Origin of the sequence: Pantoea sp. B270 (assembly GCF_018726825.1) — a bacterium.
Classification (GTDB): domain Bacteria; phylum Pseudomonadota; class Gammaproteobacteria; order Enterobacterales; family Enterobacteriaceae; genus Pantoea; species Pantoea dispersa.
The window spans coordinates 797441-822348 of sequence record NZ_JAHCSX010000001.1 but is presented as its reverse complement, the minus strand read 5'-3'; the positions used below and the strand labels follow the sequence as shown (position 1 = coordinate 822348).

Here is a 24908-nt window from a genome sequence, read left to right as displayed (position 1 = left end):
AAACAGTAGTTTTGCCCTAAGTCTACCTGCACTACAGCAAATTTTCCTGAAAAATGCGTAACCTGCCGTAAGTCGGTTTTCGCCGCAGCCCATGTTAAGGTAGGGCAAACTGTCAATGGAGCTGTTGTATGACCTATCGTCGCCCTGTGCTGGCCGCTATTTTTGATATGGATGGCCTACTGATTGATTCTGAACCGCTATGGGATCGCGCCGAGCTGGAGGTGTTTGCCAGCCTGAATGTGGATATTAGCCGCCGCCACGAGCTGCCGGATACGCTCGGCCTGCGCATCGATCAAACCGTACGCATGTGGTACGAGGCGCTGCCGTGGAACGGACCGGATCAGGCCGAAGTCACTCAGCGCATTATTGCCCGCGCGCTGGCGCTGGTCGAAGAGACGCGGCCGCTGTTGCCTGGCGTAGAGCAGGCGCTGCAGCTGTGTCAGCAACAGGGCCTGGCGATTGCGCTGGCCTCGGCGTCTCCGCTGGCGATGCTGGAGCGCGTGCTGGAGATGTTCAATCTGCGTCACTACTTTAGCGCCCTCGCCTCGGCTGAAGCGCTGCCTTACAGCAAACCGCATCCGCAGGTGTATCTGGATGCTGCGGCAAAGCTGGGGGTTGATCCGCTCAACTGCGTGGCGCTGGAAGACTCGTTCAACGGCATGATCGCCAGCAAAGCTGCGCGTATGCGTTCCATCGTGGTGCCTGCCGCCGAACATCGCCACGATGCGCGCTGGGCACTGGCCAATGTGCAACTGGAAAACCTGACGCAGCTGCAGGCGGAACATCTGTTTAACTGATCGGTGTGCATCGCGCGTTACGCCTGGCTGAGGTTTCGCCCGGTTGCCAGGCGCAAAAGTAAGTCAGACCGTTAATTTCCCGCGCTTTTTTCAGGCGCGGGTCAGCAAAAAATTCACTCTTCGTTACAGCGTCACCGTTCTCATTTACTGGATAAATCCCTATACTGGATGCATCGACAGTTTTTGCAGCCAGGTTCCATCATGACGGCCGAAGGCCATATCATTTTTGCCATCGCCAGTGCGATATTTGCCAAACGCGCCGAACTGACGCCGGTGATGGCCAGTGCCGACTGGTGGCATCTGGTGCCGGCTGCGCTGCTGACCTGCCTGCTGCCGGATATCGATCACCCTAAATCGGTGCTGGGCCAGCGGCTAAAGTGGCTGTCGCAGCCGATAGCCCGCGCTTTTGGCCATCGCGGCTTTACCCATAGCCTTCTGGCGGTGGCGGTCAGCCTGTGGCTGTTTCAGATTAACGTGCCGGCCGACTGGTTCCTGCCAGCGGATGTCCTGCAGGGCATGACGCTCGGCTATCTGAGCCACATTGTCGCCGATATGCTGACGCCCGCCGGCGTGCCGCTGCTGTGGCCGTGCCGCTGGCGCTTTCGCCTGCCTATCCTCAACAGCCAGCAAGGTAATCAACTGGAGCGCGCGCTGTGCCTCGCTCTGGTGGGCTATGCGCTGTGGTTTCCGCCCGGTATGCCGTCGTTTGGCGCCAACGGCTGGCCGGAGCAGCTGTTCAACAACCTGCAGAACGGCATTGGCCGGCTGGTGAACGGCAGTACGCGCTGAAGTGTTTTTCCTTCTGCCAGACATTGCTGAAATAATCGCCTTAAATTCCATTTAGTTATAACCCAGACGATTTAGATATATTGTTCCCGCAGGGCCAACTGGTACCATGCCGCGACAGTTACAGAGGATCCCTCTGCTATTTTCGGTTACGCGGCGCGATCGCGTGGCGACCTTCAGGAGTTAACAATGAATATTCCTCTGATCATCAATATCGTAGCATTTGTCGCGCTGCTGATTGCGTTAAACCGCGTCGGCAACCAGAGCTGGAGCCTGTCGAAGCGCGTGCTGACCGGCCTGGTGCTGGGGGTGATCTTTGGCCTGGCACTGCAGGCCATTTATGGCGAAAACAGCCCGGTGGTGAAAGAGTCGATTGGCTGGTTTAACATCGTCGGCAACGGTTATGTTCAGCTGCTGCAGATGATTGTCATGCCACTGGTGTTTGCCTCGATCCTCAGTGCGGTGGCGCGGCTGCATAACGCCTCGTCGCTGGGCAAAATCAGCGTGCTGACCATCGGCGTGCTGCTGTTTACCACCGCCATTTCCGCACTGGTGGGCGTGCTGGTGACCGGCCTGTTCCACCTCAGCGCCGAGGGACTGGTACAGGGCGCGCAGGAAACCGCGCGTCTGAGCGCCATTCAGAGCAACTACGTTGGTAAAGTCGCGGATCTGAGTACGCCGCAGCTGCTGCTCTCCTTTATCCCGAAAAACCCGTTTGCCGATCTGGCCGGTGCCAATCCTACGTCAATCATCAGCGTAGTGATTTTCGCTGCTTTCCTCGGCGTGGCGGCGCTGCAGCTGCTGAAAGATGACAAAGCCAAAGGCGAGCGCGTTCTGGTGGCGATTGATACCCTGCAATCCTGGGTGATGAAGCTGGTCCGTCTGATCATGAAGCTGACACCGTACGGCGTGCTGGCGCTGATGACCAAAGTGGTTGCCGGTTCCAACCTGCAGGACATCATCAAGCTGGGCGGTTTTGTGGTGGCCTCGTATCTCGGCCTCGCGATTATGTTTGGCGTTCACGCGCTGCTGCTGTCAATCAACGGTATCAACCCGCTGCGCTTCTTCCGTAAAGTCTGGCCGGTGATAACCTTTGCCTTCACCAGCCGTTCCAGCGCCGCCAGTATTCCGCTGAACGTGGAGACACAGACGCGTCGTCTGGGCGTACCGGAATCCATCGCCAGCTTCTCGGCCTCATTTGGCGCGACCATCGGCCAGAACGGCTGTGCCGGCCTCTATCCCACCATGCTGGCGGTGATGGTAGCGCCGACCGTGGGCATCAACCCGTTTGACCCGGTATGGATCGCCACGCTGGTCGGTATTGTCACGCTGAGTTCAGCCGGTGTGGCGGGCGTCGGTGGCGGCGCGACCTTTGCCGCGCTGATCGTCCTGCCGGCGATGGGACTGCCGGTCACGCTGGTGGCATTGCTGATCTCCATCGAACCGCTGATTGATATGGGCCGTACCGCGCTCAACGTTAACGGCTCGATGACCGCCGGTTCACTGACCAGCCGCTGGCTGGGTATGACCGACAAAAAAGTGCTGGAGAGCGACGAACACGCGGAACTGGCGCACCGCTAATTAACCCGTTTTCCCGTAACGGCAGGCCGCAAAGCCTGCCGTTTTTTTTTGCCGTTTTCTGCACTTTTTTCCGCAATCATGGCGCTAACGTCAGGAAAACGTTAAGCATGGTAAACGGAGGCAAAATCGACGGTTTTTTGCTTGAGTTTGCGTGCTGAAAGGCGAATGCTGCGGGGAGTTACCGCAGGAGAACCCTCATGAGAAACGTTATCGCCTCAATGCTGGCGTTAACCCTGATAGCGCCAACTGTAAGTTTTGCTCATCCGTATGGCTGGGGTCCGGGCCCCGGCCCGCACTGGGGTGGTCCGGGACCCCGCTGGGGCCATCCCGGACCGCTGCGTTTTCTGCCGGAGGCCTCAACCGCCGTGCTGATTGGCGGACTGACCTACTACCTGCTGAACGGTAGCTACTACCAGCGGCAGGGCGACACCTACGTGGTGGTCCAGCCACCGGATGGCCCACCGGCCAGCGCCATGCGCGTTCTGGATTACAACGGCAAACGCTACTACGTGCAGGATGGTCACTACTATCAGCGCGAGATCAGCGGCAGCTACATTGAGGTGCCGCGGCCGTATGGGCTGTAAGCGCACAAAGAAAAACGGCCCGTCTGAGACGGGCCGTTTGTTATTCTGCTGCCGTTACTGCGCGGCTTGCGGATCGGTATCGTAATCCTTACAGCTCTGGAAGCCGTAGTTCATGACGCGACCGGTGTCGTTATAGCTCACAAAGTAAGTCTGCTGTTTGCCATCACGCTCACCAATCACGTAGGTCTGGCAGGTACCCCGTGCGTGAACCATGGTGATCTCGGTTGACGCCGGTCCGGCAATCTGGCGCACCTGTTCACGCGTCATGCCTTTTTTCACATCCTTCACCACAGGCTTAGTCACGTAGCTTTCCGCACGATCGTAAGTTGTACAACCAGACAGGGCTGCCAGCGTCATAGCGGCAGCGATACATCCCAGCACTTTATTCATCTTGTTGTTCCTCATACTTTGTCCATGTCCCACTAAGCCTGGAACATAATTCCAGATTTATCAACTCAATGGCGGTGCTTTCGGTCAGTTCTGAAGCGTCAGGATTACGTAAAGATGCTGTGTTGCCGTCACCGGCTCCGTATAATCGCGGCGCAAGATACATCTTAAAGTCAAAAATACCACAGAGGATCAATGACACCTGCACACCCTAACCGGCTGGTTTATGCCATCACGCTCGGCCTGCTCGCCGCGCTCGGGCCGCTTTGTATCGATCTCTATCTACCTGCCCTGCCTGAACTGGCGCGCGACCTCGGTAGCGAAACCGCCACCGCCCAGCTAAGTCTGACCGCCGGTCTGCTGGGGCTGGGCGCCGGACAGCTGCTGTTTGGTCCGATGAGCGATAAGTTTGGCCGTATTCGTCCGCTGCTGCTGTCGCTGGCGCTGCTGTTCATCGCCTCAATTGGCTGTGCGCTGGCGAAGGATATTCACGCTCTGCTGGTGGCGCGCCTGTTTGAAGGGCTGGCCGGTGCCGGCGGCGCGGTGCTGTCGCGTGCCATTGCCCGCGATATGTATAGCGGCCATGAGCTGACGCGCTTTTTTGCCCTGCTGATGCTGGTGAATGGCCTGGCGCCGATTGGTGCGCCGGTGCTGGGCGGTGCGCTGATGACGGTGCTGAACTGGCGCGGCATCTTTGTAGTGCTGGGCGCGATTGCCGTGCTGCTGATTCTGCTGGCGCGCTGAAAGCTGCGCGAAACCCTGCCGGCCGAACGCCGTAGCCAGGGATCGATCCTCTCCGCCTGGGCGGCGCTCGGCCAGGTCATCACCCACCGGCCGTTTATGGGCTTCTGCCTGACGCAGGGCTTCATGATGTCCGGCATGTTTGCTTATATCGGCGCCTCGCCGTTTGTGCTGCAGCAGATTTACGGCCTGTCACCGCAGGCGTTCAGCTTGTGCTTTGCGGCGAACGGTATTGGCCTGGTGATTGCTTCCCAGACCAGCGCCCGGCTCTGTCCGCTGTGGGGCGAATATCGCGTGCTGAAGGGCGGCCTGACGCTGGCGTTTGTCGCCTCCAGCTGCCTGCTACTGGCCGGCGTGAGCGGCGCGCCGCTGCCGCTGGTGCTGGTGGCGCTGTTCTTCACCATCGCCAGTAACGGCGTGATCGCCACCACCGCGTCATCGCTGGCGATGCAGAGCCAGGGCCACCGCGCCGGCAGCGCCTCGGCGGTAATCGGTGTTGCGATGTTCTCGCTCGGCGCGCTCAGCGTACCGATCACCGGCCTTGGCGGCACCTCGGTAATCAGCATGACGGCCACCATCTTTGGCTGCTTTATGCTGGCCATCGTGATGTTCATGCTGCTGGCGCAGAAACCAAAAAGCGCCTGAATTGCCAACAGAAACACCGGACAACAAGCCGTTCGGCTTGTTGTTTTTCTGCGGAGGCGTTAGCTTTAGCACATGATTCGCATTGTGCCGTCAGGCTACCGACTTGAGGAGAGGTTCATGTCACTGCAGCAGGAAATCATTCAGGCCCTGGGTGTTAAACCGGTTATCGACCCGCAGCAGGAGATCCGCGTCAGCGTCGATTTTCTGAAGTCCTATCTGAAAGCCCATCCGTTTATCAAAACCCTGGTGCTCGGCATCAGCGGCGGTCAGGACTCAACGCTGACCGGCAAGCTGGCGCAGACTGCCATTACTGAACTGCGTGAAGAGACCGGCGATCACGACTACAGCTTTATCGCCGTGCGCCTGCCATATGGCGTGCAGGCTGACGAGCAGGATTGCCAGGATGCGCTGGCATTTATCCAGCCGGATCGCACGCTGGTGGTCAACATCAAAGAAGCGGTACTGGCCAGCGAGCGCGCGCTGCAGGAGGCGGGCATTGCCCTGTCGGATTTTGTGCGCGGCAACGAGAAAGCGCGCGAACGCATGAAAGCCCAGTACAGCATTGCCGGCATGACCAAAGGCGTCGTGGTCGGCACCGATCACGCCGCAGAAGCAGTGACCGGCTTCTTTACCAAGTACGGCGACGGCGGCAGCGACATTAACCCGATTTTCCGCCTCAACAAGGGCCAGGGCAAACAGCTGCTGAAAGCGCTCGGCTGCCCGGAACACCTCTATCTCAAGCACCCCACCGCCGATCTGGAGGACGATCGTCCCGGTCTGCAGGATGAAGTCGCGCTGGGCGTGACCTATCAGCAGATTGATGATTTCCTCGAAGGCAAAACCATCGACGCCGACGCGGCGAAAATCATTGAAGGCTGGTATACCAAAACCGAGCATAAACGTCGTCCGCCGATCACCGTGTTCGACGATTTCTGGAAGAAGTAATCCCCTGCGGCTTCCCGCTCCCCCGGCGGGAAGCCAGCCTCTTCACGTCCCCGCTGGCGGGAAAACGCGCACGCTGATATACTGTATGCACAACCAGTAAGCGGAGCGTTCTTTGGTCAGACGAGCAAACCGCCATCGCCTCGAATTTGATGCGGCGGCTATCTATCAATATCCCGAACATCTGCGTCAGTGGCTGGAAGGCTTGCCTAATCAGCCGGGCGTTTACACTTTCCACGGTGATAACGACAACCTGCCGCTGTACATCGGCAAGAGTATCAACCTGCGCAGCCGGGTGATGGCCCATTTTCGCACGGCGGATGAAGCCAGTATGCTGCGCCAGGCGCGACGCGTCAGCTGGATCCCCACCGCCGGGGACGTGGGCGCACAGCTGCTCGAAGCGCAGATGATCAAAACGCAGCAGCCACTGTTCAATAAGCGCCTGCGCAAAAACCGCCAGCTGTGCTCGCTGCAGCTGGGCGACGGCGCACCGCAGGTGGTGTACGCACGCGATCTCGATTTCTCCTCCTCGCCTGACCTGTACGGGTTATTCCGCAGCCGCTTTGCCGCGTTAGAGAAGCTGAAAAGCCTTGCCGATGAGCTGCGCCTGTGTCACGGCCTGCTGGGATTAGAGCGCCTGCAGCCGGGACGCGGCTGTTTCCGCGCGGCGCTTAAACGCTGTGCCGGTGCCTGCTGCGGGGCGGAACCGCTGGCGGCGCATCAGGAGCGCCTGCTGGCAGGGCTGGAGCAGCTGCGCGTGGTGTGCTGGCCGTGGCAGGGCCCGGTGGGTATGGTGGAGCGCGGGACGGAGATGACGCAGATTCACGTCATCGATCACTGGTTCTGGCTGGGATCGGTCAGCAGTGAGCAGGAAGCGCGTCAGCTGCAGCGGGCGCGTCACGGCTTCGACCATGATGGCTACAAAATTCTCTGCCGCCCACTGCTGTCCGGCGTTTATCCGCTGATCGAGCTGTAACGCAAAACCGCCGACGCTGCCCAAAGCACAGTGTGCCATGGACAACGTCGGCGGTCTCAAACCGGTGAGCTAAACGGCTTATTCGCCATCAGCCGGCGATGGCGGCATTTTACCGTCATGCGGGCCTTTTTCTGTCAGACGTTTCTCAAAGTTAGCGTTGTACTGCTTCTTCTGGTCTGGCGTCAGCACGTTATAGATCTTGTTCTGGGTTTCCAGCATCTTCAGCGCATGCTCTTTCGCATTGGCGCTCATTTTGTCTGCCTGCGCTTCTGCTTTGGCACGGTCAAAGGTGTCGGATGCAATGATGCTGTGGTTAGCACGACGCTCTTCCAGCGATGGACGCTTCATGTCTTTGTGGCTGTCACGCAGGATGTCGCGAATCTGGGCTTTCTGCGCGTCGGTCAGGTTGAGGTCTTTGAACATCATGTCCATGCCGTGGTGGCGCATCGGCTTGTGCATCGGTTTTTCACTGCCCGCTGGCGGCGGCGTCAGGTTGTCAGCCGCAGCATGGACGATATTGGCGGCGCCGAAAGCCATTGCGGTAGCCAGAAACAGGGAGGTCAGTTTACGCATAATATTGTCCTTACTTTTCAGTTTAATGACGACAGCCTGTGTCGCGTCTTCGGAAACAAGCATACGACGCTGAACGTCAACTACTCAGAGGCTGAGTAAAGCCCTGCAAGCATAAAAGACAGATATCGGGCAATCATGGAGAGATTGCGAAGAAATGCGTGAGGAATTGCAAAAGAGTATGACGTTCAAGGGGAAAGCGCAGGAATTAAGGAGGAGTGTAATGGCTTTGTCGGTTTTGCGGAAGGGAAAATGTCGTTAATTTGGGCACGTTCTCTGCTCACCCGTGACCTCTCCCGTCACAGGGAGAGGAGGGATTGCCGGGTAAAGCTTTCGATTACAACTCCAGCACCTGGGTCTGCTCACTCTCCTCCACCAGCATCAGCCCGGCGCGCAGGCCCGGTGCCACGTTGGGATTGGGGAACAGCACATATTCACGCGCCTGCTGCACGTAATAGCGCCGCTCACCCTCTTCCGCCAGCAGCGTGCCCTGCGGGAAAGCCGTGAAGTTGAGAGTTTCCGGGCCCATATGCAGAACAAACTGCTCGCCGTGCCGGGTGATTTGCTGCGCTACGCGATAATGGCGCGGCGTCTCGCGCACCGCCGGCAGCGCCTCACCGTACAGCAGCGCCGCCAGCGCACGCTGCACGCCGCTGAACTGAGTAAGATCGTTCTCGCCAAACGGCAGCGCCTTTCCCAGCTCCAGCGTACAGCTGGCAGCGGCGTAGTGTTCACAGCTGAAGTGGGTAAAAGTGCCGCCCGGCGCACGGTGAAACACCAGCGCCTCCAGCTCGGCCGCTGCCAGCCAGTGTAAAAAATCCGCTGGCCACGGCTGGCTGTTGAGCGGCATCACGCCAAAGCGCGTATGCCACGAACCGCGAATCGCGGTGTGCAAATCGAGATGCCAGCGAATTTCGTGATCGAGACACTCGCACCAGAAGTTTTCCAGCGCCTGCTCCAGTTGCAGCGCGCGCTGCGCCTCCGGTACGTCGGCCACCTGTTGCCAGCGTCCACCGAACAGCCGGTTGATATCATAATGCTGGTAGCGTTTGCCGCTGCGCAGCGCCGCCGGGTTGCCGAGGATCACCAGCAGGCGCACGGCCAGCGGTTTTTCCCCCTGCAGCAGCGGCGTCAGCAACAGATTGAGGATCTCCACCGGGGCGGTCTCGTTGCCGTGAATCCCGGCGGAGAGAACCAGCGCCTGCTGCGTGGACGTATGCGGTGTCAGGGATAGTATGCCCTCATCATGCCACTGCCAGTGCAGGTGGGCGTTACTGCCCTGCCGCTGCGCGGGCGGCCTGCCTGACAGGGTTTGCTGTAAAAAGTCCTGCATGTTCACTCCTTTCTGACACAGGGGGCAACACATTTGCCCCCGGCGTTAACGCTGAAACGCGTAGACACTGCCTAAGTCTAGCAGCTGTGTCAGCTCGTCCAGCGCGCTTCGCCCTTCGCTCAGCAGCTGCGGATCGGCAAGATCGGCCTGCGTCAGGCGGTCGCGATAGTGACGATCCACCCAGTCATTCAGACGCGTAAACAGGCGATCGTTCATCAGCACCGCCGGATTGACGGCCTGACGCTCCGCCTCGGTTAACACCACGCGCAGACGCAGGCAGGCCGGTCCGCCGCCGTTGCACATGCTTTCACGCAGATCGAACACCTGCAGCGCGCGAATCGGGCCGCCGCTCTCCACCAGCTCGCTCAGGTAGCGCCACACGCCGGGATGCTGGCGCGACTCTTCCGGCAGCACCAGCCGCATGCCGCCATCCGGATGCTGCAAGAGCTGGCTGTTAAACAGATAGGTGTTCACCGCATCAGCCACTGACACCCGATCGCGCGGCACCACAACCGGCTGGAAGCCCGGCACCTGATCCGCCAGCTGTTGCAGCAGCTGGGGCTGGTCGACAAACGCCTCTTCGTGGCAGAAAAACACCTGCTGATTGCTGACGGCGATTACGTCGTTGTGGAACACCCCCTGATCGATCACCGCCGGATTTTGCTGAGCAAACAGCGTGCGCGCGTCATCCAGCTGATGCAGTCTCGCCACCGCCGCGCTGGCTTCACGCGTCTGGCGCGCCGGATAGCGCGCCGGTGCGCTGCCTTGCTGCTGGCCATCGCGGCCGTAAACAAACAGCTGAACGCCGGGCGCGCTATAGTCAGCACCGAAGCGGTTATGGTTGGCTGCGCCTTCGTCACCAAACAGCGCCACCTGCGGCAGCGCGTCGTGCACGCTGAAGTGGCGGCCATCGCGGAAGATGGCGCGCAGCAGGTCGGCGGTTTCCGGCGCTTCGATCGCCCGGTGGAACTTATTGTTGAGGTTGGCTACGGTAAAATGCACTTTGCCGTCGGCGCTGTCGGCCGATGGCGAAACCGTGGCCGCATTGGCCACCCACATCGCCGACGCCGAACTGGCCGCTGACAGCAGCTGCGGTGCCTGCTGCGCCGCTTTGGCCAGTACCTGCGCATCGCTGCCGCTGAATCCCAGCTGGCGCAGCAGCGGCAGATTAGGCCGCTCGTGCGGAGGGATAACCCCCTGCACATAGCCCATGTCGGCCAGCGCCTTCATTTTCAGCAGCCCCTGTTTGGCCGCCAGCCGCGGATTGGAGGGCTGCAGCTGATTGCGCGTGGAGGCTTCGTTGCCAAACGACAGGCCAGCGTAGTGGTGCGTCAGGCCGACCAGACCATCAAAGTTTGCTTCAAACGCCTTCATGATGTCGCTCCTGAAGCAGCAAAATCGAGCCCCGGCGACAGGCTGCCCGGCAGCGCTAAGCTGCTGCTCTCCAGCGAGGCCATCGGCCAGGCGCAGTAATCTGCCGCGTACCAGGCGCTGGCACGGTGATTACCGGAAGCGCCCACGCCGCCAAACGGTGCCGAACTGGCGGCGCCGGTCAGCGGTTTATTCCAGTTCACGATGCCGGCGCGCGCTTCCAGCAACAGCTGATCAAACTGGTCACGCTGTGGTGACACCAGCCCGCACGACAATCCGTAGCGCGTGTCGTTGGCGAGGCCAATCGCCTGCGCGTAATGGTCGTAGCGGATGACCTGCAGCAGCGGTCCGAACACCTCTTCGTCAGGCAGTCCGGCGACGCCGGTCATGTCGATGATGCCGGGCGTAATAATCGCGCTGTCGCGATCCGGCCAGTGCATCGCCAGCAGCACCTTGCCACCCAGCGCAACCCGCTGCTGCCAGGCGGCGAAGATCTGTCCGGCGGCGGCGGGCGAAATCACGCTGCCCATAAACGGCTGCGGTTCGGCGTCCCACGCTGCCGGTTTGAGGCGCGCACTCACCTCGACCAGGCGCTGCAGGAAGGCATCGCCTGCCGCACCGCGTTTCACCAGCAAACGACGCGCGCAGGTGCAGCGCTGGCCGGCGGTAATGAACGCCGACTGAATAGCGATATGCACCGCGCCATCAATGTCGGCCGGATCTTCCACAATCAGCGCATTGTTGCCGCCCATCTCCAGCGCCAGCATTTTCTCCGGCTGTCCGGCGAACTGGCGATGCAGGTGATAGCCGGTGGCCGCGCTACCGGTAAACAGCAGGCCATCAATCTGCTCCGCCTGCGCCAGCGCCTGGCCGGTATCACGTCCGCCCTGTAACAGCGCCAGCGTACCCGCCGGCAGGCCCGCTTCATGCCACAGCTGCACGGTTTTCTCTGCGGTGGCGGGGGTCAGTTCGCTCGGTTTAAACAACACGCAGTTGCCCGCCAGCAGCGCCGGCACGATATGTCCGTTCGGCAGATGGCCGGGGAAGTTATACGGGCCGAACACCGCCAGCACGCCGTGCGGCCGGTGGCGCAGTGAACTCTCACCTTCGGCCTGTTCGCCGGTGCGCGTGTGATAAGCCTTAACCGAAATGGCCACTTTATTGATCATCGCCTGCACTTCGGTCAGCGTTTCCCAGCGCGGCTTGCCGGTCTCACGTGCGATGATCGCCGCCAGCTCGGTTTTATCCCGCTCCAGCAGACGGGCAAAGTCCTCTACCCGCGCCTGGCGGGCAGCAAACGGCAGACGTGCCCATGCCGGGAATGCCGCGCGAGCCGCCTCACAGGCCGCCGCCACCTGCGCCGCAGAAGCAGCGTTGCCCTGCCATAAGATCTCGCCGCTCACCGGATTGTGTTTACTCAGCGTCTCCGCGCTGCCCGGCTGCCATTCACCGTTGATAAAATGCGTCATGCGTTATTCTCCTCGCGACCCAGGGTAACCACCCGCAGCGAATCGCCATAGTCGCAGCGCAGCGCGGTGCGCTGCTGCTGATTAATCAGAACCTGACCGGATGCGATATCGACCGGCAGCATCGCCACGCGGAACTGCTGATAGTCGCAGTTCGCCACCAGACACAGCGGCCAGTGCGCCTCAGCTTCGCCTTCGCTGGCGGTCAGCACTTTGCTCTTGCGGATGGCGCGGATGCGGTCGATCTCACACTCCAGCGTCGGGCCGCCGTCAAAGATGTCGATATAGTTGAGATAGCGGAAACCCTCGGCTTCCAGCACCGCGCGCGCCGGCGCGGTTTTCGGGTGGACTTCACCAATCACCTGCTGTGCCGCTTCCGACAGATAGTGGATATACAGCGGATGCTTGGGCATCAGTTCAGCGATAAAGGCTTTTTGCCCGGTGCCGCTGAGAAAATCGGCCTGGCGAAACTCCATAGAGAAGAAACGGCTGCCCACGCTGTCCCAGAATGGCGAATGTCCCTGCTCGTCGCTGACGCCGCGCATCTCCGCAACCACGTGCTTCATGAAGCGCTCGCGGAAATTCGCCATAAACAGAAAGCGCGACTTGGACAGCAGATGACCGTTTTTACCGTCGCGGTAGTCAGGATCGAGGAACAGCGTGCACAGTTCGCTGCTGCCGGTGTGATCGTTACTCAGCGACAGCGTCGGCAAACTGGCGTAGACGTTCAGCTCTTTCGAGGCGTGCACCTGGGTACCGACGCGGAAGTTGTACCAGGGATCCTGCAAACCTACCGCCACTTCAATGGCGCAGATGCCGACGGCACGATTGTCACTGCTATCCGCCAGCACAAATACGTAGCCCTGTTCGGCGCGCGGCAGCGCGTCCTGCCAGGTTTGCAGCGAGCGCTCAATGCGCGCCTTCAGCGTCTCGCTGTCAGCGGGCAGCGAGGTCAGACCGCCGCCGGTTTTCCCCGCCAGCGCCAGCAGCTGCGGCAGATCGTCACGTTCGACGGGGCGAATCACCATCATGATGTGGCTCCTTTGAGCACGCGTGCGCAGGCGCGTTCGAAGCGCGCCAGCCCTTCTTTTACTTCATGCTCGCTGATGTTCAGCGCCGGGGCAAAGCGCACCACGCTGGCACCGGCGATCAGTACCATCACGCCCTCTTCCGCCGCCGTCAGGTTGAACTGTTTGGCTTTACCGGCAAAATCGTCATTCAGCACCGCGCCAATCAGCAGGCCCAGGCCACGAATCTCTTTAAACACCGGCAGCCGCTGGTTGATCTCCTGCAGCGCCGTGACAAACCACTGGTGCCGCTCGGCAACGCCAGCCATAAACTCAGGCTGATTGATCAGCTCCATCACTTTACCGGCCACCGCACCGGCCAGCGGGTTGCCGCCGTAGGTGGTGCCGTGCGTGCCGACGCCCATCACCTGCGCCAGATCTTCACGCGTCAGCATCGCACCGATGGGGAAACCGCCGCCCAGCGCCTTGGCGGTGCTCAGCACATCAGGCGTGACGCCGTAATGCATATAGGCATACAGCGAGCCGGTACGGCCGACGCCGCTCTGCACTTCATCAAAAATCAGCAGCGCCTGATGGCGGTCGCACAGTTCGCGCAGTCCGCGCAGGAACGCCGGATCGGCCGGTAATACACCGCCCTCGCCCTGAATTGGCTCGACGATGACCGCGCAGGTCTGGTCATTAATTAAGGCCGCCGCCGAGGCCAGATCGTTAAAGGTGGCATGCTGAATGGCTGGCGGTAACGGGGCGAAATCGCGCGAATAGGCGGGCTGTCCGCCGGCTGAAACGGTGAACAGGGTGCGGCCGTGGAAGGCATTGGTGAAGGCGACGATACCGTTTTTTTCGGCACCGAAACGATCGTGCGCTACTTTACGCGCCAGCTTCAGCGCGGCCTCGTTGGCTTCCGCCCCGGAGTTACAAAAGAACACGCGGTCGGCAAAGGTGGCATCAATCAGCTGCTTCGCCAGGCGCAGTATTGGTTCGTTGGTGTAGCCGTTGCCGGTGTGCCACAGTTTACCGGCCTGCTCGGTCAGTGCCTGCTGCAGCGCGGGATGGGCATGGCCAAGCGCGTTCACCGCGATGCCACCGGCAAAATCGATGTACTCTTTGCCCTGCTGATCCCACAGCGTAGAACCTTCGGCACGCACCGGCACAAAAGCCGCAGGGGCATAAACCGGCATCATCCATTGATCGAAATCGTGACGTGAAACCTGCAGTGACATAGCCATTTCTCCTGCCTCACTTCGGGTGAAGCTTTTGTTTTAAAATTGTTAAAAGTTGCTGAGTTGCAGCTCGACTATAGAGTGCAGTTAACGTGCCAGCCAGAGGAAAAAATGCATAAATCAGGTTAGACAACGAAATATCAATGATTTACACCCTTTCACTATGCACATTTAATGCATAAAAAGTGAATAACCATCCGATGACAGCGGCACCGTAGTAATTTGTTTAGCAGATTTATGCATTCGCAAAATGAAATATTGCTTTTGTGATCGCACAGCAGATATTTCGCCAAAATGAGGCGTCTGCTGCGCCATTTTGGGGCGCACTGCGCTTAACGGGTGCAAGTGACAGCCCGGTTCAGGCATCGGCGTGGTGCAGGTCGGCCGCTTATAAGTAACAACTGATTAACTTATTTTGGCTACCTTGCGCCAGGCTGGCCGGTAATTAAACGTATTAAAGATCGGGATATTATTTAGCCTGAAATAAAACGACACAGTGCGTCAATGCGGATAATTTACGGGGTGACTATCAGCCTGCTTTGATTCATAAGCATTGAACTTTAAGGCATAGGCTTGTGCTATTTAAGGCAATAAAACGCTATTTTTATTAAGTCATACCCCTCTTACTTTAATCATTACTTATCAATAATATAAATATTAATCGTCGATTAAACGCTCACTTAATCATGATAAGTAAAAGCGATCCCCATTTCCGAATAATGGAATTGGCGTATAAAAATCGCACAAATAGCCAATAAGAAATTATTTGTTACAACTATTGCACTACTGATCTTTATCCTTTTGTGTCATTTTCTTGTCACCCCACCAGGGGCTTAAAAAATTAAAAAATAACACAGGGTAAAAATATAAATGATGAAGCGCACTTTACTGGCAGCGGTCATGCCATTGCTGCTGGGATTTTCTGTGGCTCAGGCCGCTGAAATCTATAATAAGGATGGTAACAAGCTGGATCTGGTCGGCAAAATCAACGTGTCGCACCTGTTCTCCGATGACACCACCAATGATGGTGATACCTCATCGTATGTCCGTATCGGTTTTAAGGGCGAAACCAAAATTACCGATCAGCTGACCGGCTACGGTTTCTGGCAATCGCAGTTCAGCCTGCGTAACACGGAAGGTGCCGATGCCCAGGCCGGTAACAAAACCCGCCTCGGCTATGCGGGTCTGAAGTTTGCGCAGTTTGGTTCGATCGACTATGGCCGTAACTATGGTCTGATTTATGACGTGCTGGGCTATACCGATATGCTGCCTTTCTTCGGCGGTGATTCCGGTTATGTCGATGCTTTCCTGTCCGGTCGCTCCACCGGCGTGCTGACCTGGCGTAACAAAGATTTCTTCGGTCTGGTTAAAGGCTGGAACGTCGCAGCGCAGTACGAAGGCAAGAACGAGCGCAGCGACAGCGCGGCAACGCCAAACCTGGCGGTACGCCGCTCCAACGGTGATGGTTTCGCCCTTTCCACCTCGTATGACACCGACTTTGGCCTGAGCGCGGTTGCCGCCTATGCCAGCCTCAATCGCGTCAGCGCGCAAAACCTTGCCACTTACGGCAGAGGTGAGAAAGCCGAACACTGGGAAACCGGGGTGAAATATGATGCTAACCAGCTCTATCTGGCGACCATCTACGGCGAATCCCACAACGCTACGCCAATCGGTAACATCGGGTTCGCCAACAAAGCGGTGAATTTTGAAGCCGTGGCGCAGTATCAGTTCCTGAACGGTTTCCGTCCGTCGCTGGGCTACGTGAGCTCAAAGGGCAAAAATATTGAAAACGTCGGCGACGCCTGGCTGTTCAAATACGCGTCCGTGGGTGCCACCTACTACTTCAACAAGAACATGTCGGTCTACAGCGAATACCGCATCAACCTGCTGAAAGATGACAACGCGCTGCGCCTGAAAACCGACGATATTACCGCGGTCGGTCTGGTGTACCAGTTCTGATGATGATTTACCCTCATGGCATCCCGGCAAGTGTCGGCTGAGGATGCAGCAAAGGGCAGCTCCGGCTGCCCTTTTTCTCTGGTGCCGCGCTGATTATGGCGCCAGTAGGTCGAAGCGGTTTTCGCCCCCCTGCTCCAGCATCACCGGCGGCTGCACCTGCAGCGTAATCCAGTTGGAAGTCACGCGATTTTGCTTGCTGTCCTCCAGCGTCACCGACAGGCGATAACTGTTGTTCGCCTCAGGCGACGCATCCCACGCCGGCATAATGATACTCCAGCCCTGTGGATCGTTGGGATCGGCACCCGGCGTCAGGCTCAGCGCCTGCGTATCGCCCTGCCAGCTGACTTTACTGATTGGATGTGCACTGCGGATCTGCAGTTTCAGCGGCAAACTCTCGCCCGCATTGAGCTGCCACGGCGGCGTGGCGAGGAATACCGACAGGGTTTTACGCTGGCGGAACTCCAGCACCGGCGTATTGCTGCGCGTGACCAAATCATAGCGACTACCGCGCAGCGAACGCGCGGCGGCGACGTTATCCGGATTGAGCTGCTGACTGAGCGCCACGCCAAAGCGGTAGTTGAGACGTAAGCCGAGCTGATCCTGGCTCTCGCCTTCATTACTGGTTTTGTGGCTGGCCGATACGGTGACCAGCGGCACTGGCGTGTAGGAGACGCCCAGCGTCAGCGCTGAAGGATTGTGGTAGCTGTTGCCGGAATTAAACAGATCGACATTGTTGCCGAGATACTGCTGCCAGCTGACCGACACGCCCAGCTGGCGGTAAAACGGCAGATAGCCCTGGGTAGTGACATCATACCCACGCGCCAGCCGCTGCTGCTGGAACGGGTTGCGATTGCGCCAGCCGGACAACGGCGTGTAGTAGTTGGCGGATAAGCGCAGGTAGTCGCTCCAGGCCTCGGTGCCCAGCGAAGCGCGCTGCAAGCCGCTGTCAAACAGCCGATCAACGAAGCCGTTATAGCCCAGCAGCCAGCTGCCGGCCACCCAGCGCTGTCCCAGCCCGGCATTGCCCACCAGCCCGTCATCGGTCTGGTGTACGCCCAGCTGGCTGAACGTGAGGTAATTGTAGCGATCGGCCCATGGCGTCAGCAGCGAAGCCCCGCTGCCGCTGAAGTTGCCCTCCATATCGACGTTGAGATCGATCTGTGCCTGGCCATAAGGCGACAGCAGCGACTGCCCTTCATCCGCCACCCGGGTGGCAACCTCATCACGAAAATGGTTAAACGCCCAGATACCGGCCTGCTGACCCAGCGTGGTATCGCTGTCGCTGTTCTGGCTGGCCTCGCCGATGCTTTTGGCAATGCCCGCCAGCTTTTTACTGAACGCCGATGTATCGTCCTGATAGCCCAGCGCCGGTAATCCATCAGCGATTTTCTGGAAACGTGCCGGATCGGCAAACGGTGTTGCGGAGACGTCGCTGTTGCCAGTGAAGGCCTGCGCAGGCGCAACGGCCACCAGTACAGGGGCCCCGAAGGTTACAGCAGCGAAAATTTTGCGGGTCAGAACCAATGGCAGCATAGCAAAAGAGTAGTCGTTTCAGTTTAGAATTTGAAGTAGCTCACAAAACTGTACGAGGTTACCTTAACATATCCTCGCGCCAACGTAGGACTTGTCTTGCTATGTTTCAGAATTTACGCCACCCAAGGGCATGCAGGGCGATCAGACGGGAAAACACGTCGTGCGGTCCCCTCTCCCGGGCGGGAGAGGGTTCGGATGCGGGTTGAACACCCGATCAGCATTAAAAACCTAAACTGTCCAGCAGGTCGTCAACCTGGTCCTGGCTGGAAACCACACCTGGCGCGTTAGCATGGATCTGCGGACCGTTCAGCAGGCTGTTGCCCTCTTTACGTGCCGCCGCATTGGCTTCCGGCATGTTCTCCAGCAGTACCATCAGCAGCTGGCGTTCGATCTCCTGGATCACATCCATCATGCGCTTGATTACCTGACCGGTCAGGTCCTGGAAATCCTGCGCCATCATGATTTCCAGCAGCTGCTTGTTGGTGTACGCCGTGTGAGACGGAACGTCGTCAAGGAACTGGCGCGTATCCGAAACCAACTCGCGTGCATCCGCCAGCTCGATCGGGTTTTCAAACCAGGCATCCCAGCGGCCTTTCAGCTGGGTGGCGCCGGCTTCCATCTGGTCCTGGTGTGGCTGCGCCGCTTCCACACAGTTCAGCGCACGTTCCGCTGCCTGTGCGGTCATCTGCACCACATAATCCAGACGGTCACGCGCGTCCGGAATCGCTTCTGCCGCTTCGGCAATGGCCTGATCCAGCCCTAGTTCGCGCAGGCTGTCACGCAGCATACGTGTCAGAGAGCCAATCCGGGCAATAATCTCGTGTGCCGAAGCTTCTTCAGTTGGTTTCGGAAGGTCGCTCATCACATCTCCTTACATACCCAGTTTTTCGAAGATTTTGCCCAACTTCTCTTCCAGCGTGGCGGCGGTGAAAGGCTTCACCACGTAACCGCTGGCACCGGCCTGCGCGGCGGCGATGATGTTCTCTTTCTTGGCTTCGGCAGTGACCATCAGCACCGGCAGTTTGCCCAGCGTGGCGTCAGCACGAATGGTCTGCAGCAGTTCCAGACCGTCCATGTTCGGCATGTTCCAGTCAGAGATAACGAAATCGAAGCCGCCTGCACGCAGTTTGGTCAGGGCGTCGACGCCATCCTCGGCCTCTTCCACGTTATTGAATCCCAGCTCTTTCAGCAGGTTACGGACGATACGACGCATCGTGTTGAAGTCGTCCACTACCAAAAAGCGCATGTTTTTATCAGCCATATCTACTCCTGTGTTGTCTTGTCCGGCAGGACCGGCTCGTTAAATTCGCAATGCCTGTCCGGCGCTAATTTTGGCCAGCATATGCTGGCTGATGTGGCCCAGATCGACCACTTCACTGGTGCCGCCCATCGCTATCGCTTCGCGCGGCATACCAAATACCACACAGCTGGCTTCATCCTGGGCGATGGTCCACGCGCCGGCGCGGTGCATTTCCAGCATCCCGGCCGCGCCGTCGTTGCCCATGCCGGTCAGAATGACCCCCACTGCATTTCGCCCGGCGTTGACCGCAACCGAGCGGAACAGGACGTCCACCGACGGTTTATGGCGGTTCACCGGCGGTCCGTCGTTCAGTTTCACCACGTAGTTGGCACCGCTGCGCGCCAGCTCCATGTGCATCGCGCCCGGCGCGATATAGGCGTGACCGGGCAAAATACGCTCGCCGTCTTCCGCCTCTTTCACGGTAATCTGGCACAGCTTGTTCAGCCGCTCGGCAAACGAGCGGGTAAAACCGGGCGGCATATGCTGCGTAATCAGCAGCGCCGGACTGGTGGCCGGCAGCGGCTGCAGCACATGGCGAATCGCCTCGGTGCCGCCGGTTGAAGAGCCGATAGCAATCAGCTTTTCACTGCTCAGCAGCGGTCCCGCTTTCAGCATCACCGGCTGCGGCGTGGCGGCACGCGCATGCAGTTTGGCGCGCGCGGCGGCGCGAATCTTGTCGGCAATCATCTGGCTGTAGGCCAGCATGCCTTCACGGATGCCGAGCTGCGGCTTGGTGACGAAATCTACCGCGCCTAACTCCAGCGCACGCAGCGTCACTTCCGATCCTTTACCGGTCAGCGACGAAACCATCACCACCGGCATCGGCCGCAGGCGCATCAGTTTTTCAAGGAAGTCGAGGCCATCCATACGCGGCATTTCGACATCCAGCGTCAGCACCTGCGGGTTGTACTGTTTGATCAAATCCCGCGCCACCAGCGGGTCCGGCGCCGTCGCGACCATCTCCATATCGGGATGGCTGTTGATGATCTCCGTCATCAACTGGCGCATCAGCGCGGAGTCATCCACGCACATCACGGTGATTTTGCTCATCGTCTTTCCTTGGTCAGTCCATAGACAGTCTGTCCACGCAGCCAGAACTCTTTACTGATCTGACTGAAGTTTTCCGAATGCCCGGCAAACAACAGACCGCCCGGCTTCAGCAGGGGAACAAAACGGCGCAGAATTTGTTCCTGCGTCTCTTTATCGAAATAGATCATCACGTTACGACAGAAAATCGCGTCGAACGGCCCCGGCAACGCCCAGTCGTGCGCCAGTAAATTGAGCTGCGCATAGTTCACCATGTTGGCCAACTCGCTGCGCACGCGCACCATACCGGCGTGCGGACCGGTGCCGCGCAGGAAGAAGCGCTGCAGCTGCGACTGCGATAAGGTGCGCAGCTCCTCCTGGCGATAAACGCCCGCTACCGCTTTCTCCAGCACCTGGGTATCAATATCACTGGCGTGGACGGAAAATTTCCCCGGTCCGGTGCCCAGCGTTTCCGCCAGCGTCATGGCAATCGAGTACGGCTCTTCACCGGTTGAGGCGGCGGTGCTCCACACGCTGTAGTTGCCGCTGCGTTTGCGCGCATGCTCTGCCAGAATCGGGAAGTGGTGCGCCTCACGGAAAAATGAGGTCAGGTTGGTGGTCAGTGCGTTAATAAACGCCTGCCACTCGGCACTGTTCGGGTCCTGCTCCAGCAGCGCCAGATAGCGACCAAAATCATCAATATTCAGCATGCGCAGCCGACGTACCAGACGGTTGTAAACCATCTCGCGTTTGTGGTCGGCCAGCACGATGCCCGCGCGCTGATAGATCAGCTGGCTGATACGACGAAAATGTGTATCGGAAAGCGGCAGGCGCTGCACCATTTGTGAGAGCAGCGTCGTGGCTTCATTTTGATCCAATAACGTCGATTTCTTCATTTCGGGTCACCCGGCAACAAACTGATTAAATTGTGATACTGCGGTTGCTACTGTGCTGCCAGTGCACACCATTCACACGGGCCGCCCTGCGGCGGCCACAAGGGTTAAAAGGTTTCCCAGTTATCGTCAGCGCCACGAGCTCCTGCCGCTGGCGCCAGCGCCTGCGGTGCAGACGGACGCGCAATTTTTGGCGCTGTAGTTACGTTAACGGCCTGGGCGACAAATTCTTTACCAATATTGAACACCGCCACCGACTGTTTCAGTCGGCTGGCCTGATCTTCCAGCGCCGCTGCCGCCGTCGCGGACTCTTCCACCAGCGCGGCGTTCTGCTGGGTGACGCGGTCCATCTCGTTCACCGCCAGGCCAACCTGGTCGATACCGCGGCTCTGCTCATCGGAAGCCGAGGCGATTTCGCCCATGATGTCGGTCACGCGGGTCACCGCGTTGACGATCTCGCTCATGGTTTCGCCCGCGCTCTCTACCAGCACCGAGCCGGTATTGACGCGGCTGACCGAATCTTCAATCAGGCCTTTGATCTCCTTCGCCGCCTGCGCGCTGCGCTGGGCCAGACTGCGCACCTCGCCCGCGACCACAGCGAAACCACGCCCCTGCTCACCGGCGCGTGCCGCTTCCACCGCGGCGTTCAGCGCGAGGATATTGGTCTGGAAGGCGATACCGTCAATCACGCTGGTGATATCGGCAATCTTCTTCGAGCTGCCGGCGATGTCCTTCATGGTACTGACCACGCCATCGACCACTTTGCCGCCCTGCTGCGCCGTTTCGGACGCGTTCAGCGCCAGCTGCGACGCCTGACGGGCGTTTTCCGCGTTCTGCTTCACGGTGGCGGTCAACTGCTCCATGCTGGCCGCGGTCTGCTCCAGCGATGCGGCCTGCTGTTCGGTACGCGAAGAGAGATCGTTGTTGCCCATGGCGATTTCGCTGGCGCCTGTGTAGATGGCGTCCGAGCCGTCGCGCACGATACGTACGGTGCGCGCCAGCTCCTGCTGCATGTGCTGCAGCGAACTGAGCAGGTCGCCCATTTCGTTGCGCACGCTGAGATCGACCGGCTGGGTCAGATCGCCGCGCGCAATATGGCGGATGTGCTCAATGCTCTGCTGCAGCGGACGGATCAGCGCCGTACGCATACCGCTCCACACCAGCGCAATCACCAGCAGCGTCACCAGCAGCGTACCGACCACCAGCATAATCGCGTGTTGGTAAGCGCTCTCGTTGGCGTCGATGCCCTGTTTTGCCAGCACAATGTTGTAGGCGAGCCAGGCGTTGTAATCCTTTTCAAATTTGTCCTGAAAACCCTGCGTTGGCTGATCGACAAAGCCTTTAAAGTTACCGGCACTGAGAAAATCAATCAGCTCGGCCAGCGCCCCGCGAAACGCGTTGTAGTTGGCCTGCAGCGTCAGCACGTTCTCCGCGCTTTTGCCCTTTTCCGACAGGTTAGCGTTGAACTCGGCAAAGCTCTGATCGGCGGTTTTCAGCTCCGTATTGGCCAGCGCCACCAGATCTTTTACCGTGGCACCGGAGCCAGCCTGCTGACTGTCCAGCAGATAGCGGATACCGGCACGGTTCAGCGTGTTACGCGCCTGTACCAGCGAAACCCATGAGGTGCCCATCGCCCGCTGCAGGGTGCTAAGACGTTGGTTGTACGCAAAATTATCTTTATCGGCTTTCACCGTTGAAAAAAACATTCCTCCGGAAAACAGCTGCAGTAAGGCAAATAACGCCAGCACGCACAGCAGGCCGGACACCACTCGAACACGACTAAACATAAACACCTCATTAATTGGCGGATCGCTGGTGTTATCGGCGCGCAGGCGCGGATCTTTATGTGAGGTGAAAGGGGTAAGACCAGCAGCAAACCGGGGAAGGGCCAGCCACGCGACCCTCTCCCGCTGCGGGAGAGGGGACGATTCAGGCAGTGATTAAAACGTTTCCCAGTTTCCGTCACTCACCGGGGCCGCAGCGGCTTTGCGCGCCGCCGGCGGTGTCGTGGTCAGCGGGGGACGCACAGGGGCCGCTGCCGACGCGCGCGGAATGCGGAACACCGCCACCGACTGGCTCAGGCGGCTGGCCTGCTCCTCCAGCGAGGCCGCGGCGGCGGCCGACTCTTCTACCAGCGAGGCGTTCTGCTGCGTGACGCGGTCCATCTCGGTCACCGCCTGGCCCACCTGGTCGATGCCACGGCTCTGCTCATCCGAGGCCGAAGCGATTTCGCCCATGATGTCAGTCACGCGCGTCACCGCACCGACGATATCCTGCATGGTGTCACCTGCGGTGCCGACCAGCTGCGAACCGGCGTTAACCCGGCTGACCGAATCGTCAATCAGTCCTTTGATCTCCTTCGCCGCCTGCGCGCTGCGCTGCGCCAGGTTGCGCACCTCGCCCGCTACCACGGCAAAACCACGGCCCTGCTCACCGGCGCGCGCCGCTTCGACCGCCGCGTTAAGCGCGAGGATGTTGGTCTGGAAGGCAATGCCGTCGATCACGCTGGTGATATCCGCGATCTTCTTCGAACTGCCGGCGATGTCATGCATGGTGCGCACCACGCCTTCGACCACGTCGCCACCTTTGCGTGCGGTCTCCGACGCGCTGAGCGCCAGCTGCGAGGCCTGCCGGGCATTCTCGGCGTTCTGCTTCACCGTGGCGGTGAGCTGCTCCATGCTGGCCGCGGTCTGCTCCAGCGACGCCGCCTGCTGTTCGGTACGCGCCGAGAGATCGTTGTTGCCGGCGGAAATTTCGCTGGCGCCGGTAAAGATGGCGTCCGAACCGTCGCGTACGTTGCCGACGGTGTGCACCAGCGACTGCTGCATTTCATGCAGACTGCTGGCCAGCTGGCTCATTTCGTTACGCCCTTCAACGGTGATGGTCTGCGTCAGATCGCCTGCGGCGATATGGCGAATGTGGCCGAGCAACTGATGCAGCGGCTGAATCAGCACCGTGCTCAGGCCAAACCAGCAGGCGACGATTACCGCGATCACCATCACTGCGACAATCGCCAGCAGCCACATCATGGTGTGGAAGGCACGCTGGTTCTGCGCCACGCCCTCAGCGGCTAAAGCACTCTGCGCGCTGCGCCACTCTTCATAGGTGGCTTTCATTTTGACCTGTTTGGCTTCGATGTTCTGATCAAACATGCCCTGCAGATCGTTGGCTTTCAGCCGGGCCAGCATCGCCTTCAGGCCGTTATTGAATGCGGCATAATCCGCTTCCAGCCGGTCGCGCAGCGCATCAGACAGTCCCGGCGTCGCTGGCAAATCGTAATAACGCTGATAGTGGCCGGCCGCGGTGTCGAGCTGTTTCTCCGTCTGCGCGATCAGTGCATTAAGCTGACCGCCGTTGGTCTGTGATGCCATGCTGCCCTGCATGCGCAGCATGGCGCGGTTGAGCACGGTACGGGTTTGATTGAGTTCAATCCAGGCATCGGACATGGCAGCGACGTTATTACTTGACGTTTGTGCCACAGCAAACGCCTCTTTATCTTTTTGTAATGCCGACCAGAACAGCCCGCCGGACAGTAATTGCATAGCACCGAACACCAGCAGGACTGCGATCAGGCTGGTGACGACGTTGATTCGTTTTAACATGGTGTCTCCAAAAAGGGGGTTACGCCCTGTTTATCGACCGCTGCGCTAAATATTTGAGAGGGTTTACCGGACTTTACGAGGGATAATGCTGAATTAAAGCTTTTTTACAGCGTTTTATAAGTAAAAAAAGCAGGAGATGAGGGAGCGGCGCGTTGTCCGCTCCCGTTT

General features: G+C 59.1%; 21 protein-coding genes and 1 pseudogene. 8 read left to right on the top strand and 14 right to left on the bottom strand.

The window, feature by feature from the left end; translation table 11 throughout:
- The first annotated feature begins 128 nt into the window (after positions 1-128).
- From hxpB to KOL70_RS04020, 4 genes are all read left to right on the top strand, one after another.
- The gene (hxpB, locus tag KOL70_RS04035) at positions 129-797 is read left to right on the top strand and encodes a hexitol phosphatase HxpB (RefSeq protein ID WP_058757670.1); all 669 of its coding nucleotides are present in this window, start codon (positions 129-131) and stop codon (positions 795-797) included.
- A gap of 201 nt (positions 798-998) precedes the next feature.
- Positions 999-1586 (top strand): metal-dependent hydrolase, encoded by a 588-nt coding sequence (locus KOL70_RS04030; RefSeq protein WP_021506256.1) that lies wholly within the window; start codon positions 999-1001, stop codon positions 1584-1586.
- Between the two features lie 186 nt (positions 1587-1772).
- Positions 1773-3164 carry an L-cystine transporter gene (locus tag KOL70_RS04025; RefSeq protein WP_021506257.1) on the top strand — a complete coding sequence of 464 codons (1392 nt, stop codon included), beginning with the start codon at positions 1773-1775 and terminating at the stop codon, positions 3162-3164.
- A gap of 197 nt (positions 3165-3361) precedes the next feature.
- The gene (locus KOL70_RS04020; protein ID WP_215480238.1) at positions 3362-3748 is read left to right on the top strand and encodes a DUF6515 family protein; all 387 of its coding nucleotides are present in this window, start codon (positions 3362-3364) and stop codon (positions 3746-3748) included.
- A gap of 54 nt (positions 3749-3802) precedes the next feature.
- On the opposite strand, the gene osmE is transcribed toward KOL70_RS04020, so the two are convergent.
- A complete protein-coding gene (osmE, locus tag KOL70_RS04015; RefSeq protein ID WP_021506259.1) occupies positions 3803-4138 on the bottom strand; it encodes an osmotically-inducible lipoprotein OsmE in 336 nt (111 codons plus the stop codon).
- A gap of 192 nt (positions 4139-4330) precedes the next feature.
- On the opposite strand from osmE, the pseudogene KOL70_RS04010 reads away from it, so the two are divergent.
- The 3 genes and pseudogenes from KOL70_RS04010 to cho all read left to right on the top strand — a co-directional run bounded on the left by KOL70_RS04010 (position 4331) and on the right by cho (position 7439).
- Positions 4331-5521 (top strand): annotated as a pseudogene (locus tag KOL70_RS04010) (multidrug effflux MFS transporter).
- 117 nt (positions 5522-5638) lie between these two features.
- A complete protein-coding gene (gene nadE, locus KOL70_RS04005) occupies positions 5639-6466 on the top strand; it encodes an ammonia-dependent NAD(+) synthetase (protein ID WP_021506261.1) in 828 nt (275 codons plus the stop codon).
- Between the two features lie 112 nt (positions 6467-6578).
- On the top strand, positions 6579-7439 hold the full coding sequence (gene cho, locus KOL70_RS04000; protein ID WP_088515872.1) for an excinuclease Cho: 861 nt from the start codon (positions 6579-6581) through the stop codon (positions 7437-7439).
- Between the two features lie 78 nt (positions 7440-7517).
- Here the strand turns inward: cho and spy are convergent, their stop codons facing one another.
- The 6 genes from spy to KOL70_RS03970 all read right to left on the bottom strand — a co-directional run bounded on the left by spy (position 7518) and on the right by KOL70_RS03970 (position 14427).
- Positions 7518-8012 (bottom strand): ATP-independent periplasmic protein-refolding chaperone Spy, encoded by a 495-nt coding sequence (spy, locus tag KOL70_RS03995; RefSeq protein WP_215480237.1) that lies wholly within the window; start codon positions 8010-8012, stop codon positions 7518-7520.
- A gap of 334 nt (positions 8013-8346) precedes the next feature.
- Complete coding sequence (gene astE, locus KOL70_RS03990; protein ID WP_215480236.1) at positions 8347-9342, bottom strand: succinylglutamate desuccinylase; 996 nt, start codon at positions 9340-9342, stop codon at positions 8347-8349.
- Between the two features lie 45 nt (positions 9343-9387).
- Positions 9388-10716, bottom strand: coding sequence for an N-succinylarginine dihydrolase (astB, locus tag KOL70_RS03985; RefSeq protein WP_166710014.1), 1329 nt, complete (start codon positions 10714-10716; stop codon positions 9388-9390).
- Positions 10713-12182: a succinylglutamate-semialdehyde dehydrogenase gene (gene astD / locus KOL70_RS03980; RefSeq protein ID WP_215480235.1), complete on the bottom strand. Its 1470-nt coding sequence runs from the start codon at positions 12180-12182 to the stop codon at positions 10713-10715. Before astD ends, astB begins: the two co-directional genes overlap by 4 nt.
- Complete coding sequence (gene astA / locus KOL70_RS03975) at positions 12179-13210, bottom strand: arginine N-succinyltransferase (RefSeq protein ID WP_215480234.1); 1032 nt, start codon at positions 13208-13210, stop codon at positions 12179-12181. The genes astD and astA overlap by 4 nt, the downstream gene beginning before the upstream one ends.
- A complete protein-coding gene (locus tag KOL70_RS03970) occupies positions 13207-14427 on the bottom strand; it encodes an aspartate aminotransferase family protein (RefSeq protein ID WP_215480233.1) in 1221 nt (406 codons plus the stop codon). Before KOL70_RS03970 ends, astA begins: the two co-directional genes overlap by 4 nt.
- 870 nt (positions 14428-15297) lie before the next feature.
- Here KOL70_RS03970 and KOL70_RS03965 point away from each other — a divergent pair.
- Positions 15298-16386 carry a porin gene (locus tag KOL70_RS03965; protein WP_136547202.1) on the top strand — a complete coding sequence of 363 codons (1089 nt, stop codon included), beginning with the start codon at positions 15298-15300 and terminating at the stop codon, positions 16384-16386.
- A 93-nt stretch (positions 16387-16479) separates the two neighbouring features.
- On the opposite strand, the gene KOL70_RS03960 is transcribed toward KOL70_RS03965, so the two are convergent.
- The 7 genes from KOL70_RS03960 to KOL70_RS03930 all read right to left on the bottom strand — a co-directional run bounded on the left by KOL70_RS03960 (position 16480) and on the right by KOL70_RS03930 (position 24740).
- The gene (locus KOL70_RS03960; protein WP_215480232.1) at positions 16480-17919 is read right to left on the bottom strand and encodes a YchO/YchP family invasin; all 1440 of its coding nucleotides are present in this window, start codon (positions 17917-17919) and stop codon (positions 16480-16482) included.
- A gap of 220 nt (positions 17920-18139) precedes the next feature.
- Complete coding sequence (gene cheZ / locus KOL70_RS03955) at positions 18140-18781, bottom strand: protein phosphatase CheZ (RefSeq protein ID WP_058757663.1); 642 nt, start codon at positions 18779-18781, stop codon at positions 18140-18142.
- Between the two features lie 9 nt (positions 18782-18790).
- Positions 18791-19180, bottom strand: a complete 390-nt coding sequence (gene cheY, locus KOL70_RS03950) for a chemotaxis response regulator CheY (protein ID WP_021506272.1) — start codon at positions 19178-19180, stop codon at positions 18791-18793.
- 39 nt (positions 19181-19219) lie between these two features.
- Positions 19220-20269, bottom strand: a complete 1050-nt coding sequence (locus KOL70_RS03945; protein WP_021506273.1) for a chemotaxis response regulator protein-glutamate methylesterase — start codon at positions 20267-20269, stop codon at positions 19220-19222.
- Positions 20266-21141 carry a protein-glutamate O-methyltransferase CheR gene (gene cheR / locus KOL70_RS03940; RefSeq protein WP_031279190.1) on the bottom strand — a complete coding sequence of 292 codons (876 nt, stop codon included), beginning with the start codon at positions 21139-21141 and terminating at the stop codon, positions 20266-20268. The genes KOL70_RS03945 and cheR overlap by 4 nt, the downstream gene beginning before the upstream one ends.
- Before the next feature lie 104 nt (positions 21142-21245).
- Positions 21246-22925: a methyl-accepting chemotaxis protein gene (locus tag KOL70_RS03935; protein WP_058785637.1), complete on the bottom strand. Its 1680-nt coding sequence runs from the start codon at positions 22923-22925 to the stop codon at positions 21246-21248.
- Between the two features lie 153 nt (positions 22926-23078).
- Positions 23079-24740, bottom strand: coding sequence for a methyl-accepting chemotaxis protein (locus KOL70_RS03930; RefSeq protein ID WP_215480231.1), 1662 nt, complete (start codon positions 24738-24740; stop codon positions 23079-23081).
- Positions 24741-24908 lie beyond the last annotated feature (168 nt).